Origin of the sequence: Actinomadura nitritigenes (assembly GCF_017573545.1) — a bacterium.
Classification (GTDB): Bacteria; Actinomycetota; Actinomycetes; order Streptosporangiales; family Streptosporangiaceae; genus Spirillospora; species Spirillospora nitritigenes.
The window spans coordinates 118,443-140,062 of sequence record NZ_JAGEOK010000012.1; the positions used below are offsets into that span (position 1 = coordinate 118,443).

The 21,620-nt window shown below is 71.4% G+C and carries 25 protein-coding genes and 1 other RNA gene; 10 read left to right on the forward strand and 16 right to left on the reverse strand.

Translation table 11 applies throughout. The features are described from left to right. Positions 1–60 precede the first annotated feature (60 nt). On the reverse strand, positions 61–585 hold the full coding sequence (locus J4557_RS19905) for a GNAT family N-acetyltransferase (protein ID WP_307800088.1): 525 nt from the start codon (positions 583–585) through the stop codon (positions 61–63). A 192-nt stretch (positions 586–777) separates the two neighbouring features. Between J4557_RS19905 and J4557_RS19910 the strand changes: the two genes are divergently transcribed. Together J4557_RS19910 and J4557_RS19915 are read left to right on the forward strand one after the other, a co-directional pair. Next, positions 778–3,024 (forward strand): serine/threonine-protein kinase, encoded by a 2,247-nt coding sequence (locus J4557_RS19910; protein WP_208268230.1) that lies wholly within the window; start codon positions 778–780, stop codon positions 3,022–3,024. A 43-nt stretch (positions 3,025–3,067) separates the two neighbouring features. Next, positions 3,068–5,104: a serine/threonine-protein kinase gene (locus tag J4557_RS19915; RefSeq protein WP_208268231.1), complete on the forward strand. Its 2,037-nt coding sequence runs from the start codon at positions 3,068–3,070 to the stop codon at positions 5,102–5,104. Between the two features lie 9 nt (positions 5,105–5,113). On the opposite strand, the gene J4557_RS19920 is transcribed toward J4557_RS19915, so the two are convergent. Beyond that, positions 5,114–6,622 carry an alpha/beta fold hydrolase gene (locus tag J4557_RS19920; protein WP_208268232.1) on the reverse strand — a complete coding sequence of 503 codons (1,509 nt, stop codon included), beginning with the start codon at positions 6,620–6,622 and terminating at the stop codon, positions 5,114–5,116. 459 nt (positions 6,623–7,081) lie between these two features. Here J4557_RS19920 and J4557_RS19925 point away from each other — a divergent pair, with 459 nt between their 5' ends. After that, positions 7,082–7,978, forward strand: a complete 897-nt coding sequence (locus J4557_RS19925) for a DUF2637 domain-containing protein (protein ID WP_208268233.1) — start codon at positions 7,082–7,084, stop codon at positions 7,976–7,978. A gap of 111 nt (positions 7,979–8,089) precedes the next feature. On the opposite strand, the gene J4557_RS19930 is transcribed toward J4557_RS19925, so the two are convergent. Next, on the reverse strand, positions 8,090–8,242 hold the full coding sequence (locus J4557_RS19930; RefSeq protein WP_208268234.1) for a hypothetical protein: 153 nt from the start codon (positions 8,240–8,242) through the stop codon (positions 8,090–8,092). A 193-nt stretch (positions 8,243–8,435) separates the two neighbouring features. Here J4557_RS19930 and J4557_RS19935 point away from each other — a divergent pair, with 193 nt between their 5' ends. Together J4557_RS19935 and J4557_RS19940 are read left to right on the forward strand one after the other, a co-directional pair. Beyond that, positions 8,436–8,789, forward strand: coding sequence for a hypothetical protein (locus tag J4557_RS19935; RefSeq protein ID WP_208268235.1), 354 nt, complete (start codon positions 8,436–8,438; stop codon positions 8,787–8,789). Further along, positions 8,786–9,214: a hypothetical protein gene (locus J4557_RS19940; protein ID WP_208268236.1), complete on the forward strand. Its 429-nt coding sequence runs from the start codon at positions 8,786–8,788 to the stop codon at positions 9,212–9,214. The genes J4557_RS19935 and J4557_RS19940 overlap by 4 nt, the downstream gene beginning before the upstream one ends. A 275-nt stretch (positions 9,215–9,489) precedes the next feature. Here the strand turns inward: J4557_RS19940 and J4557_RS19945 are convergent, their stop codons facing one another. Next, positions 9,490–10,698 (reverse strand): helix-turn-helix domain-containing protein, encoded by a 1,209-nt coding sequence (locus J4557_RS19945; RefSeq protein WP_208268237.1) that lies wholly within the window; start codon positions 10,696–10,698, stop codon positions 9,490–9,492. A gap of 194 nt (positions 10,699–10,892) precedes the next feature. On the opposite strand from J4557_RS19945, the gene J4557_RS19950 reads away from it, so the two are divergent. Together J4557_RS19950 and J4557_RS19955 are read left to right on the forward strand one after the other, a co-directional pair. Continuing rightward, on the forward strand, positions 10,893–11,120 hold the full coding sequence (locus J4557_RS19950; protein WP_208268238.1) for a hypothetical protein: 228 nt from the start codon (positions 10,893–10,895) through the stop codon (positions 11,118–11,120). After that, positions 11,117–11,299, forward strand: coding sequence for a hypothetical protein (locus J4557_RS19955; RefSeq protein WP_208268239.1), 183 nt, complete (start codon positions 11,117–11,119; stop codon positions 11,297–11,299). Before J4557_RS19950 ends, J4557_RS19955 begins: the two co-directional genes overlap by 4 nt. Positions 11,300–11,520: 221 nt before the next feature. Here the strand turns inward: J4557_RS19955 and J4557_RS19960 are convergent, their stop codons facing one another. From J4557_RS19960 to J4557_RS19990, 7 genes are all read right to left on the reverse strand, one after another. Continuing rightward, positions 11,521–14,475 (reverse strand): phage tail tape measure protein, encoded by a 2,955-nt coding sequence (locus tag J4557_RS19960; RefSeq protein ID WP_208268240.1) that lies wholly within the window; start codon positions 14,473–14,475, stop codon positions 11,521–11,523. Position 14,476: 1 nt separating this feature from the next. Continuing rightward, positions 14,477–15,055 carry a hypothetical protein gene (locus J4557_RS19965; protein WP_208268241.1) on the reverse strand — a complete coding sequence of 193 codons (579 nt, stop codon included), beginning with the start codon at positions 15,053–15,055 and terminating at the stop codon, positions 14,477–14,479. 167 nt (positions 15,056–15,222) lie between these two features. Further along, on the reverse strand, positions 15,223–15,651 hold the full coding sequence (locus J4557_RS19970; RefSeq protein ID WP_208268242.1) for a hypothetical protein: 429 nt from the start codon (positions 15,649–15,651) through the stop codon (positions 15,223–15,225). Positions 15,652–15,654: 3 nt separating this feature from the next. Beyond that, the gene (locus J4557_RS19975) at positions 15,655–15,924 is read right to left on the reverse strand and encodes a hypothetical protein (RefSeq protein WP_208268243.1); all 270 of its coding nucleotides are present in this window, start codon (positions 15,922–15,924) and stop codon (positions 15,655–15,657) included. Continuing rightward, positions 15,924–16,217 carry a hypothetical protein gene (locus tag J4557_RS19980; protein WP_208268244.1) on the reverse strand — a complete coding sequence of 98 codons (294 nt, stop codon included), beginning with the start codon at positions 16,215–16,217 and terminating at the stop codon, positions 15,924–15,926. Before J4557_RS19980 ends, J4557_RS19975 begins: the two co-directional genes overlap by 1 nt. Then, entirely contained in the window at positions 16,214–16,597 is a 384-nt protein-coding gene (locus tag J4557_RS19985; RefSeq protein WP_208268245.1) for a hypothetical protein, read from the reverse strand. Before J4557_RS19985 ends, J4557_RS19980 begins: the two co-directional genes overlap by 4 nt. 131 nt (positions 16,598–16,728) lie before the next feature. Then, on the reverse strand, positions 16,729–17,154 hold the full coding sequence (locus J4557_RS19990) for a hypothetical protein (RefSeq protein WP_208268246.1): 426 nt from the start codon (positions 17,152–17,154) through the stop codon (positions 16,729–16,731). A gap of 38 nt (positions 17,155–17,192) precedes the next feature. Between J4557_RS19990 and J4557_RS19995 the strand changes: the two genes are divergently transcribed. After that, entirely contained in the window at positions 17,193–17,339 is a 147-nt protein-coding gene (locus J4557_RS19995) for a hypothetical protein (RefSeq protein ID WP_208268247.1), read from the forward strand. A 47-nt stretch (positions 17,340–17,386) separates the two neighbouring features. Here J4557_RS19995 and J4557_RS20000 read toward each other — a convergent pair whose 3' ends face one another. The 4 genes from J4557_RS20000 to J4557_RS20015 all read right to left on the reverse strand — a co-directional run bounded on the left by J4557_RS20000 (position 17,387) and on the right by J4557_RS20015 (position 19,243). Next, entirely contained in the window at positions 17,387–18,538 is a 1,152-nt protein-coding gene (locus J4557_RS20000) for an AAA family ATPase (RefSeq protein WP_208268248.1), read from the reverse strand. Then, the gene (locus J4557_RS20005; RefSeq protein WP_208268249.1) at positions 18,535–18,792 is read right to left on the reverse strand and encodes a hypothetical protein; all 258 of its coding nucleotides are present in this window, start codon (positions 18,790–18,792) and stop codon (positions 18,535–18,537) included. Before J4557_RS20005 ends, J4557_RS20000 begins: the two co-directional genes overlap by 4 nt. Beyond that, entirely contained in the window at positions 18,789–18,932 is a 144-nt protein-coding gene (locus J4557_RS20010; protein ID WP_208268250.1) for a hypothetical protein, read from the reverse strand. Before J4557_RS20010 ends, J4557_RS20005 begins: the two co-directional genes overlap by 4 nt. 86 nt (positions 18,933–19,018) lie before the next feature. Continuing rightward, a complete protein-coding gene (locus J4557_RS20015; protein WP_307800092.1) occupies positions 19,019–19,243 on the reverse strand; it encodes a helix-turn-helix transcriptional regulator in 225 nt (74 codons plus the stop codon). Between the two features lie 95 nt (positions 19,244–19,338). Here J4557_RS20015 and J4557_RS20020 point away from each other — a divergent pair, with 95 nt between their 5' ends. Together J4557_RS20020 and J4557_RS20025 are read left to right on the forward strand one after the other, a co-directional pair. Further along, positions 19,339–19,824, forward strand: a complete 486-nt coding sequence (locus J4557_RS20020) for a helix-turn-helix domain-containing protein (protein WP_208268251.1) — start codon at positions 19,339–19,341, stop codon at positions 19,822–19,824. Positions 19,825–19,843: 19 nt separating this feature from the next. Next, entirely contained in the window at positions 19,844–21,040 is a 1,197-nt protein-coding gene (locus tag J4557_RS20025; RefSeq protein ID WP_208268252.1) for a site-specific integrase, read from the forward strand. Between the two features lie 70 nt (positions 21,041–21,110). Here the strand turns inward: J4557_RS20025 and ssrA are convergent. After that, positions 21,111–21,483: a transfer-messenger RNA gene (gene ssrA / locus J4557_RS20030) on the reverse strand. Positions 21,484–21,620: the final 137 nt, after the last annotated feature.

The window sequence follows — 21,620 nt, forward strand, 5'->3', positions numbered from 1 at the left end:
CGCGGCGCTGCGCTTGTATTTTGTACTGGTATATCGGGCTTACATGATCAATAAACGCGATCAACTCTCGTTCGTCAAGGCCCACCGCTCGTGGTCGCGCCACGCTCCGTCGATCTTGATGTACGCGGGCGAGAACCCCTCCCGGCGGAAACCGAGCCGCTCGGCCAGCCGCAGGGACTCGACGTTCCCCGGCTGGATGTCGGCCTCCACCCGGTGCAGCCCCAGCCGCTCGAAGGCGTACCGGACGGCCAGGGCCACCCCCTCGGTCATGTAGCCCCGGCCGGCGTGCGGCAGGAACGCCGCGTAGCCCAGCACCCCGCGCTGGTACGACCCGCGGACGATCTCGTTGATGTTCACCATGCCCGCGAGGTCCCCGCCGTCGCGCAGGCAGACCACCATCCCCACCGCGGTCACCTGGTCGAACCGCGCGAGGTACGCCGCGAACTCCCCCGCGGACCGGGGCAGCGCCACCCATGGCCGGTGCAGCCCCTCGCTCGCCTCCGCGAGTTCGAGGAACCGGGCCTCGTCGTCCGCCCGCACCCGCCGCAACAGGACCCGGGTGCCCACCGTCAGCTCCACGCTCACGCGCGAAATCTACGCCACCCCGGGCACTCCGGACGCGCCGGCCACCCGCCGGACGCGGCGCTCCCCCGAGCGCGGTCCTGGGGGGTTCACGAAGGCCCGCGGCAGAGGGTTGTCGAGATTGTCCAGCGATGACCGGGATGTTGATGTTGAATGTCCGCGCAATCAGGATCGCCGGATCGGAGGAGGCAAGGGGTGCAGCCGCTGGGCGAGGGCGATCCCGATCGGGTCGGTTCCTACGTGCTCGTGGGCCGGCTGGGAGCCGGCGGCATGGGCGTGGTGTACCTCGCGTCGTCGCCGGGCGGCCGGCTGACGGCGGTGAAGGTCGTCCGGGCCGAGCTCGCCGAGGACCAGGGTTTCCGGGCGCGGTTCCGCCGCGAGGTCCAGGCGTGCCGGGCGGTGAGCGGAGCGTTCACGACCTCGGTGGTGGACGCCGACCCGGACGCGCCGAATCCATGGCTGGCCACCACCTACGTCCCCGGTCCGTCGCTGCAGGAGGCCGTCGCCGCGCATGGACCGCTGGACGAGCGGGCCGTGCGGACGCTGGCGTCGGGGCTGGCCGAGGCGCTGGTGGCGATCCACCGCGCCGGCCTGGTCCACCGGGACCTGAAGCCGGGCAACGTGCTGCTGGCCGAGGACGGCCCGCGCGTCATCGACTTCGGCATCAGCCGGGCGATGGACGGCACCGCCCTGACCGGTACCGGGGTCGTCATGGGCTCGGCCGGTTACATGGCGCCGGAGCAGGTCGCCTCGACGCATGACGTCGGCCCGGCGGGTGACGTGTTCGCGCTCGGCGCCACCCTGGCCTTCGCGTCGACCGGCCAGGGGCCGTTCGGATCCGGCTCGCCCGCCGCGGTGCTCTACCGCGTCGTCAACGGCCCGCCGCGGCTCGACGGGGTCCCGGCCGGCCTGCTGCCGCTGGTCACGGCGTGCCTGGAGAAGGACTCCGCACGGCGGCCGGCTCCGGAGGAGATCGTCGGCGCGCTCGGCGCCGCGGGGGCATGGCCGCCCCCCGTCCTCCGGGCCGAGCTCCAGCGCCGCATCGGCGAGGCCGCGGCGCTGGCCGCCGGACCGCCGCCGGACGTGCGGCCGAACGGCCGGCGGCCGGGCCGCGGTGCTCCGGTGCTCCCGCCGCCAGCGCCGACGGCCCTGCTCGGGGCGGGCCGGCCGCCGAGCCGCCGCCGCATCCTCGGCCTGGCCGCCGGGGTGATCGGCGGGCTCGCCGGGCTCGGCGGGGCCGCGGCGTGGGCCACCGAGGGCAGGGGCGGCCGCCCCCATCCGACCGGCACCGCTCGCGGGACCACCACCGGTCGCACCGCCGGTCCGAGCCCAGTGGCCGGGACGCAGTCGACGGGCTCGCCGCATCCGGGCGGGCCGCTGCCGGCCTGGACGTTCGGGGCGCCCGGTCTCGACACGCATCCGGACATGTGGGCGCTCGACGGCACGCTCGTCGTCGATGCCCGCGGCTCCGGGGTGTACGGGGTGGACGTCACGAGAGGAGCCAGGCGATGGTTCCTCCCGCCGAGGACGAAGATGGGGTCGTGGGTGGTGACGTCCAGTCCGAGCCATTTCGTCGACGGCGGCGGCGGACCGTACTGTTCGCTGACCGGGGGCATGCACTCGCGAACGGAGCTGCTGTCGATCGATGTGCAGAACGGGAACCTGCGGACCGTCGGCCCCATCTCCCAGAGTTCCGAGATTGCGGGAGCCCTCCTGGCGATGTCCGGAACCGTGGTCCTGTTCCCGATCACCGTGGCGGGCTCGGGCAAGAGCATGCTCGCCGCCTACGACGTGCGCACCCGGCGGAGATTGTGGACCCGGCACGCGGCCACCGGCGGCGGCCAGGTCGCCGCGGCGGCCGATGAGCACGGCTTCTATGTGATGGGGGGAGCCGCCGGCGGACTCGTCGCGCTCGACGCCCGGTCCGGCAGGACGCGCTGGCGGACGTCGCTGGCCGGCGCCGTGTTCACCGTCGAGGAAACCGTCGTCGTGCTGTCCGGCACGCCGGCGCCGGGGTCGCCGTCCCGCGGCGAGATGATCGGACTCTCGGCGGTCGACGGCCGGCCCCAATGGCAGATGGTCACCGGTTCCCGCCCCCAGGTCGCCGTGAGCGCGACCAGGATCTATCTGGTCAGCGGCGACTACAAGGTGCAGTGCGTCGACCCTCGGACCAGTGACGTCTTCTGGACGGCGCAGGGCACGGGGAAGGCCGCGACGGGTAATGTGCCCCGGATGATCGCCGCATCGGACAAGCTGGTGACCGCCGTCTTCGAGACTCCGGACTCGTCCGGGCTGCGCTCCTTCGACCCGGTCGACGGGTCGGCCTCCTGGACCTACACCCTCCCCGCCGTGCCCGCGACGTCGCTGAGCTTCACCGTCGTGGACAACGTCGTCTGCCTGCTGACCGGCGACGGAGCGGGCATCAGCGGCTTCGTCGGCTAGGCGCCCCCCGATGCTGCCACTGCAACCCGCGGACCCCCCGTCGATGGGACCGTACACGCTGGCCGCCCGGATCGGCGCCGGCGGCATGGGGCGGGTCTACCTGGGCCGGTCGCCCGGCGGGCGGCCCGTCGCGGTGAAGGTCATCAGGCACGAACTCGCCGGCGAGCCCGGGTTCCGCGCGCGGTTCCGGCGCGAGGTCGCGGCCGCCCGCCGGGTGAGCGGGGCCTTCACCGCACCGGTCCTCGACGCGGACCCCGAGGCCGCCACGCCGTGGATGGCCACCGCCTACATCGCCGGGCCGTCGCTGCAGCAGGCCGTCGAGACGCACGGCCCGCTCGGCGAGCGGCCGGTGCGCATGCTCGGCGCCGCACTGGCCGAGGCGATCGCCTCCATCCACGCCCTCGGGCAGATCCACCGGGACCTCAAGCCGGCCAACATCCTGCTGGCCGCCGACGGTCCGCGCGTCATCGACTTCGGTATCGCCCGGGTGCTCGACGACACGGCGCTCAGCATGACGGGCCTCGTGATCGGCACTGCGGGCTACCAGTCACCGGAGCAGGCGGAGGGCGGGTTCGTCGGCCCGGCGGCCGACGTCTTCGCCCTGGGCGCGGTGCTGGCCTTCGCGGCGACGGGCCGGCACCCCTTCGGCACGGGTCCCGCTCACGTGCTGATGTACCGCGCCGCCCACGAGTCCCCGGACCTGGCGGGGATACCCGGTGACCTTGCGGTGGTCATCGCGGCCTGCCTGATGAAGGCGGCGACCGGCCGTCCCGGGGCCCGCGACGTCATCGCCATGCTCCGGCCGCCCGCCGTGACGGGCGAAACCGCGTGGCTGCCGACCCCGGTGGTGCGGGACATCGCCGACCGGGAGGCGACCCTCGTCCGCACCCTCGCCGTCACCCGCGCCCTCCCGGCGCACCACCGCGCGCCGCTGGGCCGCCGCCGGCTGCTGATCGGCGGCGGCGCCGCGGCCGTGATCGCGGCCGCGAGCGGCGGCGGGGTGCTGTGGTCCGCCGGCAGAGGGCGGGCCTCCGGGAAGGACGCGGGAACCGGCGCGCACGGTGTGCATGCGGCTGCGAAGCTCACCCCACCGCGGCTCGTGTGGACGGGTCCAGGCAGCGGCGCGCTCCGCACTCCGGTGGTGGCCGGGGAATCGCTGATCTGCATCGACCGGACCGCCGGGAAGTCGATCAGGGCGATCGATGTCGGCACCGGCAAGACCCGGTGGACATCGCCGTTCACCGCGAGACCGCCTCTCTGGGGCGATGCCGCCGCCGTGACGGACGGATCATCGGTGTACGGGGTCGGAAACGGGCGCGTGTACGCCGCGGACGCCGGCTCGGGAAAGGTGCAGTGGACCTGGCGAGGCGACGGGCTGGTCCCCCAGTTCGTCGTCGGGCGGATGCTCGTCTGCATCGACGCCACCGGCCAGGGGGTCGGCCTCGACACGGTCACCCGGCAACCGGTCTGGCGGCGCAGGCTCTACGACGTACGGTCCGGGGCGACGCTCTCCGGTGCCGCGGTGTCCCGCGAGCTGAACCTGTTCTTCCTGGGAGACTCCAACGGCATCGTCCAGGCCTCCGACGTGGCCACCGGAATCGACCGATGGTCGCTGGTCGGGGGCGGGTTCGGAGGGCCGTTGTTCCTGGCCGGGGAGCTGCTCTACGTCCTCGGCCGCCCCGACTCCGGGCTGACGGCTCTGGACGCCCGGACCGGCACCACCAAATGGACCCCCACCCCCGTGCCCAAGGCGTACTCGGTCGGCGTCTCCGGCGGCACGCTCTTCGTCGGCGGAGACGGCCTCACCGCGTTCGTCCCGGCGACGGGCGTGCGCCAATGGACCCGGACGGGCCAGGCGGACGGGGTGAGCCCCGACAACGGGATCGCCACCGCCGCCGGCGGAGTCCTCGCCTACGTCAGTTCGCGGCGGTTGGAAGGCGCGGATCCGGCGACGGGCAAGGTCGTCTGGACCCTCCCCGTCCCCACCCTCACCGGCCTGAACGACTTCGCGGTCTCCAGCGGGAACCGGCTCTTCGTCGGGAACGAGAGAGCGGTCCTCGGCCTTCAGTTCCCGGCATGACCGGGCGGTTCACCGCGGAAGGGGCTCCACGGGCGCAGGCGGGATGCCGGCCAGGCAGGAGGTGTCGCCCACCCGAAGGCGGCGGATGAAACCGGTCTCGATCGCGGCCGCACAGCCGCTCGGTTCGTGTTCGGCCACGTGGCCGACGTTGGGCACCTCCACGACCGCGGCTCGCCGGAACCGGCGGGCGGCCTGCCGGCCTTGCTCGGTCGGTGTGTTGGCGTCCAGGTCGCCCGACACCACCAGCACCGGGACGTCGGGGAGGGGGCCGCTGGTCGGCTGGACGGGGCCGTGCCGGTCGGGCCAGCGCACGCAGGCGTCGCCCCAGCTGTAGCTCACGCCGGTCCAGGCTCGCTTGCCGAACGGCCAGTACGCCTGCTCGGGGAGGGCCGCGAGCCCGGCCGAGAACTGCCGGAGCCGGGTCGCGACCGGCGCCGAGCGGTTCCAGCCGGCCGTCGGGTAGTCGTTGCACATCACGGCCGCGGCCTGTTCGGGGTTGAAGAGCTGCTGCTCGTCCCGGCGGAGCGACGACCCGCTCAGCGGCGCCACCTGGCGGGCGGCCTCGATCAGCGGCGCGTCGTCGGCGTGGAGGGCGCTGCGGACCATCGCGGGCACGCCGCCGATCCCGGCGGGGGCCGAACCCGCCATGCCGTAGACGATCGAGGCCAGCGCGGTGTCGTCCAGCCGCCGCTGCTCGCCTCCCAGCGTGTAGGCGATCGGCCGTGCCCGCAGCCTCCGGGCGAGCCGTGCGACGTCGCGCAGGACCTCGTCGCCGTCGCAGGCGCCCGCACTGCGCTCGCACACCAGTCGCAGCGTTCGGCGCGCGGCCCGCGCGTTGGGACGCGCCCACATGTCGAAGGCGAGGGGGTAGGCGCTGGAGAGCACGATCGAGCGCACATGCCCGGGATGCCGCTGGGCGTAGACCGTCATGAGGTAGGTGCCGTAGGACTCCCCGAGCAGGTCCAGCCGTTCGATGCCCAGCTTCGCCCGGACGGCGTCGATGTCGTCGGCGATCTCGGCCGAGGTGTAGCCGCGCGCGCGGGTTCCGAGCGTCCGGCCGCATTCACCGACCGCCCGCACGAAGCCGTCACGGGTCGCGGGCAGCGAGGCCAGGGCCCCGCACTGGACGGGGTCGGAGCGGTTGACGCCGCGCGGATCGACGAGCAGCAGGTCGTGGTCGCGCAGCAGGCCGGCGAACATCCGGGCGTACTGGGGCGCGGACGCGATCGCGGAATCGCCCGGCCCCCCGGGGTTGAGCGCCACCGTCCCCCTGACGGGCCGGGAGGCGTCGCGGTGCCTGATCAGGGCGTAGGCCACCGTGGTGTCCCCCAGCCCGGGGCGGTCCCGCACCAGCGGCACCCGCACCGAACCGCACACCGCGCCGGACACCGGCACGCAGCCGGCCGGCTCCCCCGCCGGCTTCTCGGCGCGACCCGCCGGTGCGGTGATCGCGGCACCGCACGCGACGACGGCGACGGCGGCCGCCACGCTCCCCGCCCTCTTCGAGATCGACTTCATGCTCGGAGTCTGGAAGGCGTCCGATCGGCCGCGCATCGCCCCTCATGGGGAACCTGCAGCCCGGACCTGAGAGGGAGACGGCTCAGGGACACCGGAGGCGACGTCGACCAGACTCGGGCCCATGGAATACGTCGGCCGGGCACCCGCGCCGCCGAATATCCGAGGCCGCATCCGAGGCCGCGCACAGCAGAACGGCCCGACCGAGGTTCCGGTCGGGCCGTACGTGCTGGTGGAGGTGGCGGGAATCGAACCCGCGTCCTTCCCACTGTGCCGTTGGCTGTCGTTTTCCTGCGTTGGCCACAGTTGCTCTGACCTGTGTCGCAATCGCATTTCAGCGTTGGCTGTCGTTGGCTCACGTTGACTGTTTCGAGTCATATTCCGGGCGTAAAGCAGGCGGCCCCGAACTGGCGACTGCACCGCCAGCCGGGGCCTTGATCCGGACAACGGAGGTCCGAACCCATGCACGATCGTAGATTCACCGCCGGCGGCATGAGCCGTCCGACGTTCCTCGCCCACCGCGCGACCATCGTCCTGATGGCAGTCGGCGTCCTGGTGGCCACGGGCGACGGGTTCGCCCAGAGCTACGCAGGCCTGTACCGGTGGGCGCTCGAGCACCACCTCAGCGAGTGGAAGGCGGAGAGCTTCCCGCTGCTCGTCGACCTCTTCGTGGCCGTGGGCGAGCTGGGCCTCTTCGCCCTGGCGCTGGAGGGCCACCGCCTCCGGAAGAACGGGCTCGCGTGGATCGACGCTGCCCTGCCCTTCGCAATCGCGACGGCCGGGTGGGGTGTGTCCCTCGTCTTCAACGTCGGCGCGGTCGGGGGCCGGTTCGCCGATCAGGCGACCGCCGCCGTGCCGCCCGTAGCCTCCATGCTCGGCCTGCTGGTCCTGCTGCGGACCGTCCACCGGCTCATCACGCGACACCCTGTCGCGACACTCGCCGACGACGATCACGTGAGGGTGTCCGCCGCCGTGGACACCCCCGACGCCGCGCCGCTGCCGTGGTGGCCGCTCCCCGCGATCGGGGCCGCAGGTCAGGGCCCGTCCGGATACGACCTGTGGGACGAGATCGAGCCCGACGAGGACACCGCTCGCGACAGGGGCGACGAGGAGGCCGACGACCTTCTTACGGTTGACCGTGAGAAGCTTCTCGACCCCGAGCTTGCCCCGGTGCTCGCGACCGCCCGCGACCGGTTCGCCGAGGTGCTCGCGGCCGGTGGCCTGCCGTCCGTCCGCCGCATCCGCAAGGAGCTGCGCGTTGGCCACCCGCGGGCCGTCGCCGTCCGGACGGCGCTCGAGAGTGAGGTAGGTCGCGAGCGAGTCCCCGAGAGCGTCCCTGCGGCGGTCCCGGCCGGGTGACCTAACTGCCCGCCGGGACCTAACTCACCTACCTTTGCGCAGGTCGCGCCGGGAGTTAGGCCCCGGCGGGTGGCGAGGTAGATATCTAACTCGGGTAGGTCGTCGCCTAACTCAGCGCTTCGGCTTGTCGTCCTTGCTGACGTACTTCTCAAGGCACTCGTTGATCACGTCGCTGACCGTGCGCCCCTCCCGCTCGGCCTTCTCCTGAGCCTGTTTCCAGCGCTCATCAGGCACGCGGACACCACGGATCTTCTTCTCAGGCACGACCCCTCCAGCCAACCCCGGTGTTAATACGGATTCTTGCATCTAGCTGGGAATCTGTCTTGCATGAGTTCGGCTCGCGGGGTTACTGTTCATACGAAACAAGCCCCTAAGCAGGGCAGAAAAAGGCGGCCCCGGCCGGTGCTGGAACACCGACCAGGGCCTAGGGATCAACGCCCCGGGAGGCGTATCACCCATGACCGACAACCCTAGCGAGCGCTGCCGCTTCTCGTGGTGCGAGCAGCACAGCGAGACGGACAAGTACGTCAGGCACCTCGCCGACGTCGGCACCGTCGACCTCGTGGACAAGGACTGGCCGCTGCAGGTCCGCGTGGCCTGCGTCGACAACAAGGACGCCACCGGCTCGACGACCCCGTTCCTGACCCCGTACGTCTCGGTCCGCTGGGACGAGCCGCCCGAGTACGACCCGACCCCCGAGAACCTCGGGACGAACGTCGGCCTCGACCTCGACGGGCTCGACGCGCTCATGCTCGCCGAACTGCTGACCCGCGCCGTCCGCCTGCTCGCCGACGGGGCGTCGCAGTCGTGAAGGGCGTCCTGTGCCCCGACTGCGGAACAACGGAGTTCCGCTACGTCGACAAGGCCAACGACCGCGCCCGGCTCGACTGCCCGCGCGGCCACGAGTTCCCCACCGCCGAGCCGATGACCGAGGCCGGGCGGCGCGCAGACGCGGCCCTGCGGGAGCGTGCCGCGCGCGGTGCCACCTACCCGGGCGGGGAGCCCGCCAGTGTCCGCTACGCGGCCGACGACCCGCTGGCGGCTCTCGGCTGGTCGCTGCTGGAGCGCATCCTCGACTTCGGCCGCCGCCGCGGCGAGGACGCCATGCTCGCCGTGCTGCGGGTCCACCTGGCACTCGCGGACGGCCTGCTCGACGAGGACGCCGCCATCGCCCTGATGGTCCGGATCCGCGACGGCGAGCACGCGGCCGTGCTGGAGGAGATCGGCGAGGTGTAGGCCGTCCACGCGAGGCCCCTGGTTTCGACCAGGGGCCTCTTCGTATGCCCGCAGAAGGCCGGAATCCGCCCATCCGACGGGGGGCGAAACCACGAAACCAGCAGGTCAGCCCGATACCACCCCCGAAACCTGGTTTCGGGTCAGGTGAAACCACCTGCACCCGCCTTAAGGCGGGTGCAGGTCGACTACCGGCCACCGCCCGGCGGTTGAACCGCCGCTGCGGGAGCGGCAGTTACCGCCTCCAGAGCGGCAGGTACCAGCCAGAGGCTGTCAGCTCAGCTTGACGCACCAGGCAGTGCCTGGTCCGTCCCGGGCGCGCACAGCTCCCGATACGCCTCGTTCAGCTCGACGGCTTCCGGGATGTGCCGCTCCTCCACGGCGGTGAGAACCTCGGCGGCGCGCCAGTAGTTCGACGGCACGAGCCGCCCGCTCGTCACCGCCTCCAGCGCGGTCGCCGCGGCCTCGTCCGGCTGGTCGGCGGCGAGCAGCGCCAGCGCCAGGTCGAGCCGGGCGGACACCGCCCGCCGCGGTCGGGCCGGGCCGGCGGCAGGGCGCTCCAGACGGGCGAGGACGCCACGCGCGTACGGCTCGGCCGCCGGGTCCCCGATCCATGCGAGCGTCGTGGCCGTGTAGGCATCGCTCTTGGCCGGGTCGTACCGGAAGTGATGCTCGGGCCGGTCGGGCATCGGCAACGGTTCCACGAGCCGCTCGACCCGCGCCAGAGCCTCGCGCGTCCGCTGCCCGTCGCCAAGACGGGCCCACGCCCGTCCCTCCTGCGCGGTCGCCTGGATGAACGCCGAGCCGTCCCGCGGGGCGATCTCCTGCGCGCCCCTCGACAGCGTGATGGCCGCCCGGTAGTCGCCATCGGTGAGCTTCTGCCAGGCGCGGGTCTCCAGCGTCCAGGCGAGGATCTCGGGGTGGTCGGCGTGCTCGGCGAGCTGCGCGGCGGTGCGCAGGCGCGCGGACGCGGCCGGGATCTGGTCGAGGTCGATATCGCAGGTGGCGGCGAGCAGCGACAGCCAGCCGCCAGCGACGGTGAGGCGGCGCCGCTCCGCCAGCGTCATGCGCGCGTCCATCAGCTTGCCGACGTACCCGAGGTGCCGCCGGATCCTCCCCAGCAGCTCGCCGGGCGGGGTGCGCGGATAGGCCGACGCCAGCTCGTCCACGGTCAGCTCCAGCGCCACGAGGGTGTCGTCTCCGACGTCACTGGCGGCGACACGGCGCGCCAGCTCCAGCGCCTCGATCTCGTCATCAAGGGGAGCCGCCGGGGCGCGCGGCGGAGTGGCCGGGCGGAGCGCGGCGAGCCGCCCGCCGGCGCCGAGGATCTCGTCCAGGCGCTCGGCGATCTGCTTGGAGGGCGCCCGCTCTCCGCTGACCAGCCGGGAGATGTAGCCGCCGTTGCAGGGGACCTGCGCGGCCAGTGCCCGCTGGCTGATCTTCCGCTCGGCCATGAGCCGGCCGAGTGCCTCGCCGAAGGTGGCCATCGCATCGCCCCGTTTCGCCCCGGGTTGCCTGCTGCCTGCTGCTGCCCGACGCCCGTTGGCAGCAGGCAGCGCCTTCCACGCTAGCGGCGGAAGCGGTCAGGTGGGGCTGTGAAAGGTGTCGCAGGACACAAAGACGGCCCCGGACGGTGGGCGAACACCGCTCCCCGGGGCCTGACCGGATCGGAGTCCGGCTGATGAGAACGCTACCGAACCTGGGCGACACGGTGGTGGACATGCCACCCATCCCCGACCAGCCGCCGCCGATCCCGGACGGCATCATGCACTGGTACGGCGAGGCCACCCGCGCATGGTGGGCAGTGGTCCCCGGTCGCCACGGCGCGCGCCTCATCGAGGCGCCCAGCGAGGACGCGCTCGCCGTGATGGTCGACTGGAACCTACGGCAGGTGTGGAACGGCTCATGAGCAAGGACGAACGGCGCCGCCTCGCCCGCAAGGCCATTGCGTTCGATGTGCTGATGGCCAACCTCCCGACCGCCGGGCACCCCGACCGCGGCGACCCTGAGGCCGTCAGGAGAGCCCTGGAGGTTCTCGATGAGGAGGAGCCCGCGGGGGAAGCTGGAGACAGCCCAGAGGGCGCCTGAGACGCCCCCGCCCCGGGCTGCTGCGGAGTTGCCCGGGGCGGGGGTCAGGCCCTTCGGCCCGGCCGGTCCGGGCCTTCTGGAAGATCTCGGGCCGAAGGACGTCTCATACGGTGACGTTCACGACCTGGTGCCAGGAGGTGAACTGTTTAACGGCGTTAGACAGTTCGTCTTCAGTGGGGAACCGCTCGGCGAACTGCACCTTGTCGGCGATCTGCCGCTCATCAGATCCTCACGTCCACGGCCTGCTTCTTCGCCTTCCGCAGCGCCGACAGCACGGTTTCAGCGATCTGCCTGTCGTTGGCCATCACGGGGCCGTTGACGTGGACGTGGAGGTTCTGGATCACCATCGACCCGGACCGGTGCACCGTCCCCGACGCCCGCGGCACCATCACCTCGGCGCCGCGCTCCCCGACGAGGTACGCCTGCCCGGCCGCCACGGGTCCGCCGGCGGCGCGGTGCCGCCCCGGGTCACCGATCAGGCCGAGCGCCTGGGCGAACCGAGCCTGATGTGCAGCGACCGGGCCGAGCGCCTGCGCGCCGGCCTGCCCGACCGCGCCGCCGCGGTAGAAGCCCTTCGGCATCCGCCACATCGGCGCGCTGCGCGGCACTTCCTGAACGAACGACCCGGTGAAGGGGGCTTGGATGACGTAGCCGGGCTTGTTGGAGGCGAGCATGACGTGCACGGACGGGCCGTGCGGGAAGCCGAGCGCCCCAGGACGGGGGCCGCTGATCTGGTAGCTGTTGGCCCACTGCGAGTTCGTCACGCCGCCGATGTCCTTGTGGCGGCCCTTCCACCAGGCGTACTGCGTCAGCCCCGAGCAGTCGAACCCGTAGGTGCCGGCGCCGCGGCCGATGCCGTAGGACGGGCCGCCGATCCCGCCGCCGCCCCACGAGTACGGGTAGCCGATCATCGCCCGCGCCGCGGCGACCACGCTTCCGCCCGAAGCCATGTACTTCTTCCACTGCGCGGCCATCTCGTTGGCGATGGCCGTGATCAGGCTCTTGTAGCCGGCGTTCACCGGGTCCACCACGTCGTGCCCGAACGCCTTCCGGGACGGGACGTGCGGTGTGACGGTGACACCGACCGGGCCGCCGCCCGCGAATCCCTTCAGCAGGCCCTTGCGGGCCGCCGCGCGCATCCGCAGCATCGCCCCGTGCCCGCCGACGTCCTTGACCTCTTCGGGCGTCCAGACGTGCTCGTTGACGCGCAGCAGGGCGGGCTGCGAGTCGTAGGCTTCGCTGGCGCCGTTCCACAGCGCGGGGACGGGGCCGCCCTTCGCCAAGCCCGGGATGCGGCGCGACGGATCGTGTGCGGTCGTCCACAGTCCTTTGGCGTTGACCTTGAGGTTCACGTTCTTGTTCGGCTTGATCGAGTCGAGCCACTTATTGGTTTGGCCGGCGAAGCCCTGTACGGCCTTCTCGGCCTTCTTCAGCTTCCCGCCCAGGCCGGGCACCCACCCGAACGCCTTCGCCGCCAGGTGCACCAGGTTCGTCGCGAACCCGACGAAGATCCGCAGGACCGTGCCGACGGCCTGCAACGCGACCCGCTGGAACCCGCTGAACGCGCCCTTGGCGGACTTGTACCAGTCGGTGAGCGCCTTCACCCCGGCCTTGATGATCTTCCAGCCGTTCTGCAGCTGCTTCCACAGCCACCCGTAGACCTTGATCTGGTAGACGATGAAGGTGCCGATCACCTTCAAGGCGATCTTGAATTCGGTCCCGTACAGCTTCAGCAGGTACTTCGCGAGGAACCCGTAGATCGCCTTGAAGATCGAGAGGACCTTCCCCCACGGCAGGCCGCTCTTGGACACCTCGGTCGAGATCCGCTTCAGCTGGTGACCCAGCTCGACCAGCACCGTCTTGTAGAACTTGGTGATCTGCGGGGCGATCTTCTTGCCGAACCAGTCCGCGAGGTCCCGCAGCGCCGGGATCAGCTTCGTGCGGGCCCAGTCGGCGACCTTCCGCAGCTCCTGCCCGAACCGCTGCCAGTCGTTGGCGCCCTTCGCCGTCGAGGGCATCTTGAAGCCCTTGGCGATCTGCCCACCGAACTTCGCCAGCGTGTTCAACGCCCGCGTCGCGACGTTCGTGACCTGCGTCTCCACGGTCCGCTTGAACATCGTGATCCGGGCCGAGAACGTCTTGCCCATGGCGTTGCCGGCCGCGTCGGTCGCGCCCTTGAACTTCCCGAGCTTCTTCGTCGCCTCGGACGGGTCGATCTTCAGCAGCGCCCGCGACATGTCCTCCGACTGCGTACCGAAGATCTGCTGCGCGAGGGTGTACTGCTCGGTCCTCGTCTTCGCGCCGCGGAGCTTGTCGGTGATCAGGTCGAACGCCTTGGCGGCGGAGGGGCCGCCCTTGCCGAACGCGGCGGCCATCTCCTTGGCGTTCAGGCCGAGCTTCTGCAGGGCGGACGCGGCGGTCCCGTCCTGCACCCGGATGTTCATCTCCTTCAGCGCGTCGGCCACCAGGTCGGCGTCCCTCGCGCCGCCTTCGAGGCCCTGCTGCAGGATGCCCATCGCCTGCGCGCCATTCAGGCCCAAATCCCTGAATTGCGTGCTGTATTCATTAAAGGTATCCAACAAATCTTCGGCTTTGTTGGCCCCGTTCTGGGCGCCCTTGGTGAGGACGTCGAACGCTTCCTTGGCGTTCTTGGCCAGCCCGGTCCGCAGCATCTGGCTGACCGCGTTGGTGACGGGCCCGACGTCCTCGTCCATGACCTTCGCCAAGGTCATGGCGCTGCCCGTGGTGCTCTGCAGGCTCTTGCTGGACGCCGTCCGCATCCCGTCCATGTTGCGGATCACCGCGGTGATCGCGCCGCGGACCTCGTCCATGTTCTCGCCGTACGCCTGCGAGTACAGCTTCCCGGCGACCCCGCCGATCCGGCCGGACTCCTTGGCGGTCAGGCCGAGCTGCGCGCGGAACTTCGCCTGCGCGTCCTGCGCCTCCAGCCCCTTGGAGATCGCCGGGCCGATCAGCGCCGCCGCGGCCGTCACCGTGCCGAGGATCGGGCCGAGCTTCCCCGCGACAGCGCCGAGCTTCCCGAACTTCCCCGACCCCTCCTCCAGGCCCTTGTTCATCCCCTCGATGGATTCGCCGGTCTCCTTCGTGGTCTTCTGGACGCCCTGGTCCTTCGCCACGAAATCGAACTGGATCTTCCGGGTCTCAGTCGTCGCCATCTCAGAACTCGATCCGGCCGTGCTGCTCCAGCACCTCGGCCAGCGCGAGCACCTCGTCCCGGTACCCGTCCAGCACCTCACGGGCCCGCCGGTACGCCGCCCGCATCGCGAAGTCGTCCCCGCCCGTCGCGCGGATCAACTGCCGCCGGTCACTCCGGCACCCGGCCTCACCGCCCGCAGGGAACATCCGATGCCGCAGCGTGTTGACCCACACGTCCGACGCCGCGTAGATCGCCGCGGCCCGCTCCCGATCGGTCGCCTCGAACGTCGTGAGCCCAGACCCGTCCGAGGTGATCCACACCGACACCAGCCGCACCCCCAGCGCCCGCGCCGTGATCGCGTGCGCCGCCTCATGCTCGGCGGACTCCCGCCGCAGCAGCCCCGGCGCCGAGCCGTACAGCCGCTCACTCCAGCCGGCCAGGTCATCGACCGCACGCACCCGCGGCCCGCTCGTCAGCACCCGCGAGTTCAGCAGCGACGTCACCAGGTCGTTGCCCAGCTCGCGCCACGCGTCGACCACCCGCTTATCGGCCTCGCTCAGCCCGCCGTAGATCTGCAGGGCCGTCTCACGAGAACCCACCCGGACCACCACCCTCCACACCGCCGGCGGCGACGGCCCGCACGAGCCGCCGCCGCCCACCAACCACCACCAGCACCGCGCCCCACCCGCTCCGGGCCGTCCCGGGCGATCTGCCGGGCCTCACCCGATGGGGCCCCACCTTCGGAGAGGCGAGACGCAGAGACCGATCACGCCGCCCGGCGCCGCTGCCCGTAGGCCATGACCAAACCCCGGTCCAGCAGCCACCGGCCGCCGACGCGCCGCCCGAGCCCACCGGCCGCGAGCTGCCGCACCCGCCGCTCCGTGAGCCCCAGCAGCCGCGCCGCCTCCGCCGTGCCGATCTCATACACCGACCCTGGCGCACCCTCCCCGGGCCGTGTTTCCGCGCTTCCGGTCACGCCGCCGCCACCGGAAACCCGCGCGAGCGCCGCCTCGGCCGCCGCCCGCCGCACCGCGTCCCGCATCGCCTCCAGCTCGGCGCGCAGCCCCGGATCACGCGCCGCCATCGCCTCCAGCGCCTCCACCACATGCCGCGACGACAACACCCGGTCCAGCACCACCGCCGCGCCACCCGCCACCACCGCGCCCTGCACGTACCGGGTCGGTGTCTCGGCCACCGTTCAGCCCTCCGCCGGGACACGGCCCAGCAGCCGCGCGAGGATCTCCTGAGCGGCCCGTGCCCGCTGCTCATCGACGCCGCCCGGCACCTGCTCTGCTGAGCATTCGGGCAACTGCCGCAGGATCACCCGCAGCGGCTCGACCGCGCGGGGGTCTCCCGCGTCCAGCCGGCGGGCCAGACGGATCGCCACCGCGCCCAGCGTGAGCGCATCCCGGTTCGCCGGCGGCACGAACCGCTGAACCCGCCGCCGCACCCCGTCCTCAGCGCGCATCACTCCGCGCCTGCCCGCTCCACCAGAGCCTCCAGGCGCCGCCGCGCGAACCCGGCCCGCAGCTCGTCCAGCTCGTCGGCGACCGCCTCACACTGCCGCAGATGCCCCAGCGTCGCCCGCAGCACCGGCCGCGCCGCAGCGTCCCCGGCGTCCACCCGGCCGGCCAGCACGATCGCCACCGCACCCAACCTCACCGACGCCGCATTCGACCGCCACACCAGCCGCGCCACCTGCCCGCGCACCCGCGCCTCCACACTCACCGCCGGCGCCGTCCGGCCGACCGGCCGGCTCATCCCAGCCCCTCCAGCACCGCGGAAAGCTCCGCATCGCCGACGCCCTGCCCCTCGTCCGCCGCACGGGGATGCTCAGCCAGCCACGCCAGCAGCGACCGCAGCTCCCGCACCGCGTCCGTCGCCGTAGGCGTCACATCCACCACCCCGGCCAGCCGCAGCGCCATCTCCAGCATCACCGCCCGCGGATCGTCATCGCCGAGCACCATCCGCTCGGCCAGCGCACGCACCGCGGCCTCGATCGACCCCACCACGTGATCGCCGGCCACCGCGTCACACGCCTCCGGCCGACACAGCGAATGATCGCCTGCACGGTGCGCCCGATACCGGCGCGCACGCATCGAATCCGAATCACCCATGGTCACTACCTGGCCTTTCGTCACGTGATGGGGGTACGGGGGGTCTCGGAGGGAGAGAACGCTGACTATGTGTGGGGTCTTGCGGGGCCGCTGGTTAAAAGATCATCGGCCGGTCCGGCGGCGGTAAGGGGCGTCGGCCTATATCCCCTTACCGGTCATGTGTCGGCCTGGTCGTCGTCGAGGGCGGCGCCGCGGCGGGCGACGCTGGCCGGCGGCTCCTCGTTGGGCCAGCGCCATACGGCGAGGTGTCCGGTGGCGTTGGTGATGAGCTGGTAGAGCAGGCCGCGGGCGTCGCGGTCGGCGGCGTCCTGCATGGTGCGGTCGATGGAGTCCATGAGGTCGCAGAGGTTCTGCCAGTTGGACAGGACGGGGTCGGCGTACGCGCAGCGGCGGCACACGTCGTTGCAGCGCAGCAGGCCGTCTGCGGTCTCGACCAGGTCCGTGATGCAGTGGTAGGTCTCGGCGGTGAAGGTGCGCTCGCACCGGCTGCAGCGCAGTAGGCCGCCGCCCAGCATGATGGGGATCGGTGTCCCGTCGCTCTGCTGCCGTTGGCCGGTCGTCAGGTCGATGACGTTGCTCATGGTCGGTTCTCCTCGTTCAGTCGTGCGATCTTTCGGGCGTGCCGCTTGGCCAGCCCGGCGTTCCGGCGGTTGTTCTTGGCGCGCCGTGCCCGCTCCCGTTCAGCACGGCGCCGGCGGGCGTCCTCGATCCGCTCGGCAAGACGCCGCTCGACGGCCTCGCGCAGGTCCTCTTCCGTCTGCTGTGAGATTCCGACAGGTTCCTGACCTGCGTTTCTCACACTCCTCACGGTTCTCACGGTTGGTCCTGCGGGGCGAAGTCGAGTTCCGGGTCGTCGGGTGCGGAAGGCACGACGTAGAGCCCGCGCTTGGGCTTGTGGAGGCGGCCGGACTGCTCCAGCCGCCGCAGGTATTCGGCGGCGCTCTTGCCGAACTTGTCGGTGATCTCGGCGGCCCGGACCGGTTCGAGCTGCCGGCCGATGTAGTCGAGGATCGCCGTCGAGGTGTCGCCCAGATTCTGCGTCTGCTCGCGTCGCCCGACGTTCACGGCGGCCTGCCGGAGGTCGTCACCATCGAGCATCCAGCGAGTGCCGTCCTCCAGCCGGAGGGCGTACTCCTCCTCTGGCACGTCCCGCCCGGTCACCTTGAGCACGGCCTCTTCGGACTTACGGTTGCGGGCCAAGACGACGATGGAGTCCGCGGACCCGGCCAGCCCGTTGGTCCCCGACACGGCGTCCACGAAGTCCTCAGCCGCCGCCTTGCGGTCGTGGTGGATCAGCACCAGGGACAGGCCTGGAGTGGCGTCCGCGACCCGCTTCAGCGCCGATCCGATGCGGTAGTCCCGCTGATACGACGACTCGCCCTGCAGCGCCTGCGGCATCACCTTGCCGAGCGTGTCGAGCACGACCATCGCCGTGTCGGGATGGCGGCGCATCCACGCCTCGATGACGGCGATGACACGCCCCGGCGGAATGGTGGTCTTGTAGTGGAACAGCCCCGGGATCGGTTCGCCGTCGAGGATGATCCGGCACCGCGACTGCATCCGCCGGTCGCCGTCCTCCAGCGCGAGGTACAGAACCCGGCGGGCCGGACCCACGGGTAGCCGGCCGAGCGCCCGCCCGCCGTAGGCGATGGACAGCAGCAGGTTCGCCAGCAGCCACGACTTCCCGGCCTTGGGCGGTCCGACGAGCAGCGTGAGCCCCTCCGGAATGAGCCCGGGGACCGCCCACCGCAGCGGCGGGAAGTCCTGGACGTCGAGCCACGCCCCGTCGCGGACACCGGCCAGCAGCGCGGCATCCTCGGCCTCTTGGTCCTCCGCTTCGGGGGGTGTGTGAGAACCGTGAGGAGTGTGAGAATGGCTGGTCACGGGCGGTTCGTCTCCACCGATGTCGTTGATGACCGTGAGAATGGCGGCGGTCGCCCTCCGCTCGGTCTCGGTCTGCGTCACGCGGCTCTCCGCCTCTTCAGCTCGGTCCACGTTGGCCGGGCGGCCCATGTCCGCACCTTGTCGGCGAGGGCCGCCCACGCGCGGTGCATGTCCCACTCGGCCTGCGCGTATCCGACCTCACGGCCGGCGGCGAACCCGAGTTCGTATCCGGCCCGGAACTCGGCGGCTTCGCGGGCACGCTGCGCGTCGAGGTCGTCGACAAGCTCGGCGGCCGCGACGGCGAGGCGCTGCAACTCCTCCGCTTCGGGGGTCACGACAGCCACCCCCGGCGGCGCAGCGCGCGAACGACGTGCGCGGGCGGCAGCGGAATGAGGCCGTGCTCGCGCAGGTGATGGCAGGCCGATGCCCACGCGCGGAGAGCGGCGGGCCGGACGTCGTCCAGCTCGGCTACCATGGCGGCACCGTCAGCCGTCCACCGCGCTGATCTCTTCCGAACGGGCCGGGACTCCACCCCCGGCCCGTTCTGCTTGCGGGGATTCATTAGGCCGCTCCGCCCTGCTCGGCTTCCCTCTCCCGCTCCCAGCGCTGCAGCTCAGATTCGCGATAAAGCACGCGGCGGCCGAAGAGCACTCCAGTCGGGCCGGTGCCGGCGTGCCTCCAGTACCGAACGGTGCTCGGCTTAGTGCGGTAGCGCCGGGCAACTTCCTCTGTCGTCCGGTACGGGTCGGCGTCCACTCGATCGGGGACGCAGGCAACCTCGCTCACTTCATCCCTCCAGGGGGTAACGGGATCAACCTCCGCAAGGTTGGCCCTCAGGAGGGCATGGTGTCAACCCGACCGAGGGTGTACCGTCCATCCGTGTGGAGGATAAACGCCAGTCAACGCAGAACCCTGGGCGCGATCTGACGCCAGAGATGTTGCTGGGCAGGACTCTGAAATACCTGCGAGAAGCTCGGCAGATGTCACAGGAGTCGGTCGCGGAAGCCATGAACTCGGCCGGCTTTTCCTGGCGACAGACCACTGCGGCGAAGACTGAGGCGGGTCAACGTCCCGTACGAGTGAACGAGGTGGTCGCGCTCGCCCAACTCTTCAAGGTCTCGGTTGGCGATCTGATCGAAGGCGCGGGCGGCGAGTGGGAAGCCCATGCCCGTGTACTGCGAGCACGGTCCGAGGTTGAGAGGACGGGACGGCTCGCCTTCTTGGCAAGCCGGGAGGCTGAGGATCGCGAACTCGAACACAACGACGCGATGGCAGCGCTACGCGCAGCAGAGGCGGACTTGGCGAAGGTTCAGCAGCGAGTGGTTCACGCAACCACTGAGGCTGAGAAAGGTGCTGGGGAGGAGTGAAGTCATGGGGCGCCCCCCTTTGCCGGTTGGCACGGCCGGGAAAGTCCGGTTCCAGAAGCTCGGACCGCGCCGCGTCCGCGCACGTGCGAACGTCCGCGACTACGACGGCGAGACCCGCGAGGTTGCCCGGTTCGGGCCGACGCAGGCCGCGGCCGAACGCAGGCTGAAGGAGGCGCTGCGCGACCGCGTCGGGCCGCCGGCAGACGGCGAGATCACGGCGGACACACGCCTACGGGACGCGGCCGCGCTGTGGTGGGTCGAGGTGACCGACTCCGGTGACCTGACCGAGCAGACCAAGGAGATCTACGACCGCGGGAAGGCGCGCATCCTGAAGGCCCTGGGCGGCCTGCTGATGCGTGAGATCGACGTACCGACGTGCGACCGGTTCGTGAAGGCCGTCCGCGCGAACCACGGTCCGTCGGCGGCCAAGACGTCCAAGTCGGTGCTCTCGCTGATGCTGGGCATGGCGGTGCGGCACGGCGCCCTGGACACCAACCCGGTCCGTGAGGTCGCGAAGATCTCGACGACTAGGAGGGCGCGCCCGCGCGCGCTGACGGCGGCGGATGAGGCCGCGATGCTGGCGAAGGTCGCGGCGGACGAGCGCGCCCGGGAGCTGGACGCCATCGACCTGGTGGAGTTCCTCGACGGCACGGGGATGCGCATCGGCGAGGCGCTCGGCGTGCGGGCCGAGGTGATCGACCTGGAGGCCGGCGTGCTGGAGGTCAACGCGACCGTGGCGCGGCTGAAGGGGTTGGGAACGCTGCTGCAGCTCCGACCGAAAAGCGAAGCGGGTTGGCGCGTCATCGCCTTGCCGGGCCACGTCGTCGAGCTGTGCCGCCGCCGCATGGCGATGTCATGGGCGCATCCCGACCGACTCGTCAAGGTGATCACCGCCGACGGCGAGACGTCGGACCGGCCGGCCGGAGACGTCGCCCTGCTGTTCCCGGGCCTGTTCGGCGGGGTGCGGAACCCGAGCAACGCCAACCGGGACATCAAGGAGGTGCTCGCGCAGGTGGACGCAGATCGGTTCGGGTGGGTCACCTCGCACACGTTCCGGCGGACGGTCGCCACACGGCTCGACGACGCCGGTCTGAGCGCCCGTGCGATCGCCGATCACCTCGGACACGCCAAGCCGTCGATGACTCAGGACGTCTACATGGGGCGCAACGTGGCGTCTGCCCAAGCGGCCAAGATCCTCGACAAGAGCGGTTCCTAACATGGGCGTAAAGCGGGCGTACACGCAAGAAGCCGCCGACCAGAACGTGTCTGATCAGCGGCTTCTTGTGCCGTGGAGGTGGCGGGAATCGAACCCGCGTCCTTCGGTGAAGAGCTAGGGCTTCTCCGGGTGCAGCCTGCTTGGCGTTTTCTCAGTCCCGGCGCTCACGCAGGCGTGTCGCCGACGGACTCAGTCGCTGTTGGTTTTCCCTACAGGCCCCGCGACCGGGCTTGCAGGTGGAGTCTCCTTACGATGCCAGACCCCGGTTCGGAGACGCTACCGGGCTGACAGAGTTCGCTCCTCGCTCAGGCGGCGAGGGCGAACTCGGACTGCTTCTTGTTGGCAGTTATTGGTTTGCTGTCACAGGATTAACGAGGTCACGACAGCAACCCTCGACCCGCTTCCCCTGGCTCGAACGACCGAAGTCGAAGCCGGTCACCCCCATGTTGAGTTGTCAACACGGCCGCCACAGGACGTCCGCACGATGACGTTACAAGGATAACGCCCGCAGGGGCAACGTAATTCCCCCGGCGGCCTCCAGGGCCCTGAACGCAGGAACCCCGGTGGCGCGAACGAGTCG

What these genes read in the sequence shown, in the direction of transcription:
- J4557_RS19915 (WP_208268231.1), top strand. Translation starts at nt 3,068, where the DNA reads ATGGGACCGTACACGCTGGCCGCCCGGATCGGCGCCGGCGGCATGGGG.
- J4557_RS19920 (WP_208268232.1), bottom strand. Translation starts at nt 6,622, where the DNA reads ATGAAGTCGATCTCGAAGAGGGCGGGGAGCGTGGCGGCCGCCGTCGCC.
- J4557_RS19925 (WP_208268233.1), top strand. Translation starts at nt 7,082, where the DNA reads ATGCACGATCGTAGATTCACCGCCGGCGGCATGAGCCGTCCGACGTTC.
- J4557_RS19935 (WP_208268235.1), top strand. Translation starts at nt 8,436, where the DNA reads ATGACCGACAACCCTAGCGAGCGCTGCCGCTTCTCGTGGTGCGAGCAG.
- J4557_RS19945 (WP_208268237.1), bottom strand. Translation starts at nt 10,698, where the DNA reads ATGGCCACCTTCGGCGAGGCACTCGGCCGGCTCATGGCCGAGCGGAAG.
- J4557_RS19950 (WP_208268238.1), top strand. Translation starts at nt 10,893, where the DNA reads ATGAGAACGCTACCGAACCTGGGCGACACGGTGGTGGACATGCCACCC.
- J4557_RS19955 (WP_208268239.1), top strand. Translation starts at nt 11,117, where the DNA reads ATGAGCAAGGACGAACGGCGCCGCCTCGCCCGCAAGGCCATTGCGTTC.
- J4557_RS19960 (WP_208268240.1), bottom strand. Translation starts at nt 14,475, where the DNA reads ATGGCGACGACTGAGACCCGGAAGATCCAGTTCGATTTCGTGGCGAAG.
- J4557_RS19975 (WP_208268243.1), bottom strand. Translation starts at nt 15,924, where the DNA reads ATGCGCGCTGAGGACGGGGTGCGGCGGCGGGTTCAGCGGTTCGTGCCG.
- J4557_RS19980 (WP_208268244.1), bottom strand. Translation starts at nt 16,217, where the DNA reads ATGAGCCGGCCGGTCGGCCGGACGGCGCCGGCGGTGAGTGTGGAGGCG.
- J4557_RS19990 (WP_208268246.1), bottom strand. Translation starts at nt 17,154, where the DNA reads ATGAGCAACGTCATCGACCTGACGACCGGCCAACGGCAGCAGAGCGAC.
- J4557_RS20010 (WP_208268250.1), bottom strand. Translation starts at nt 18,932, where the DNA reads ATGGTAGCCGAGCTGGACGACGTCCGGCCCGCCGCTCTCCGCGCGTGG.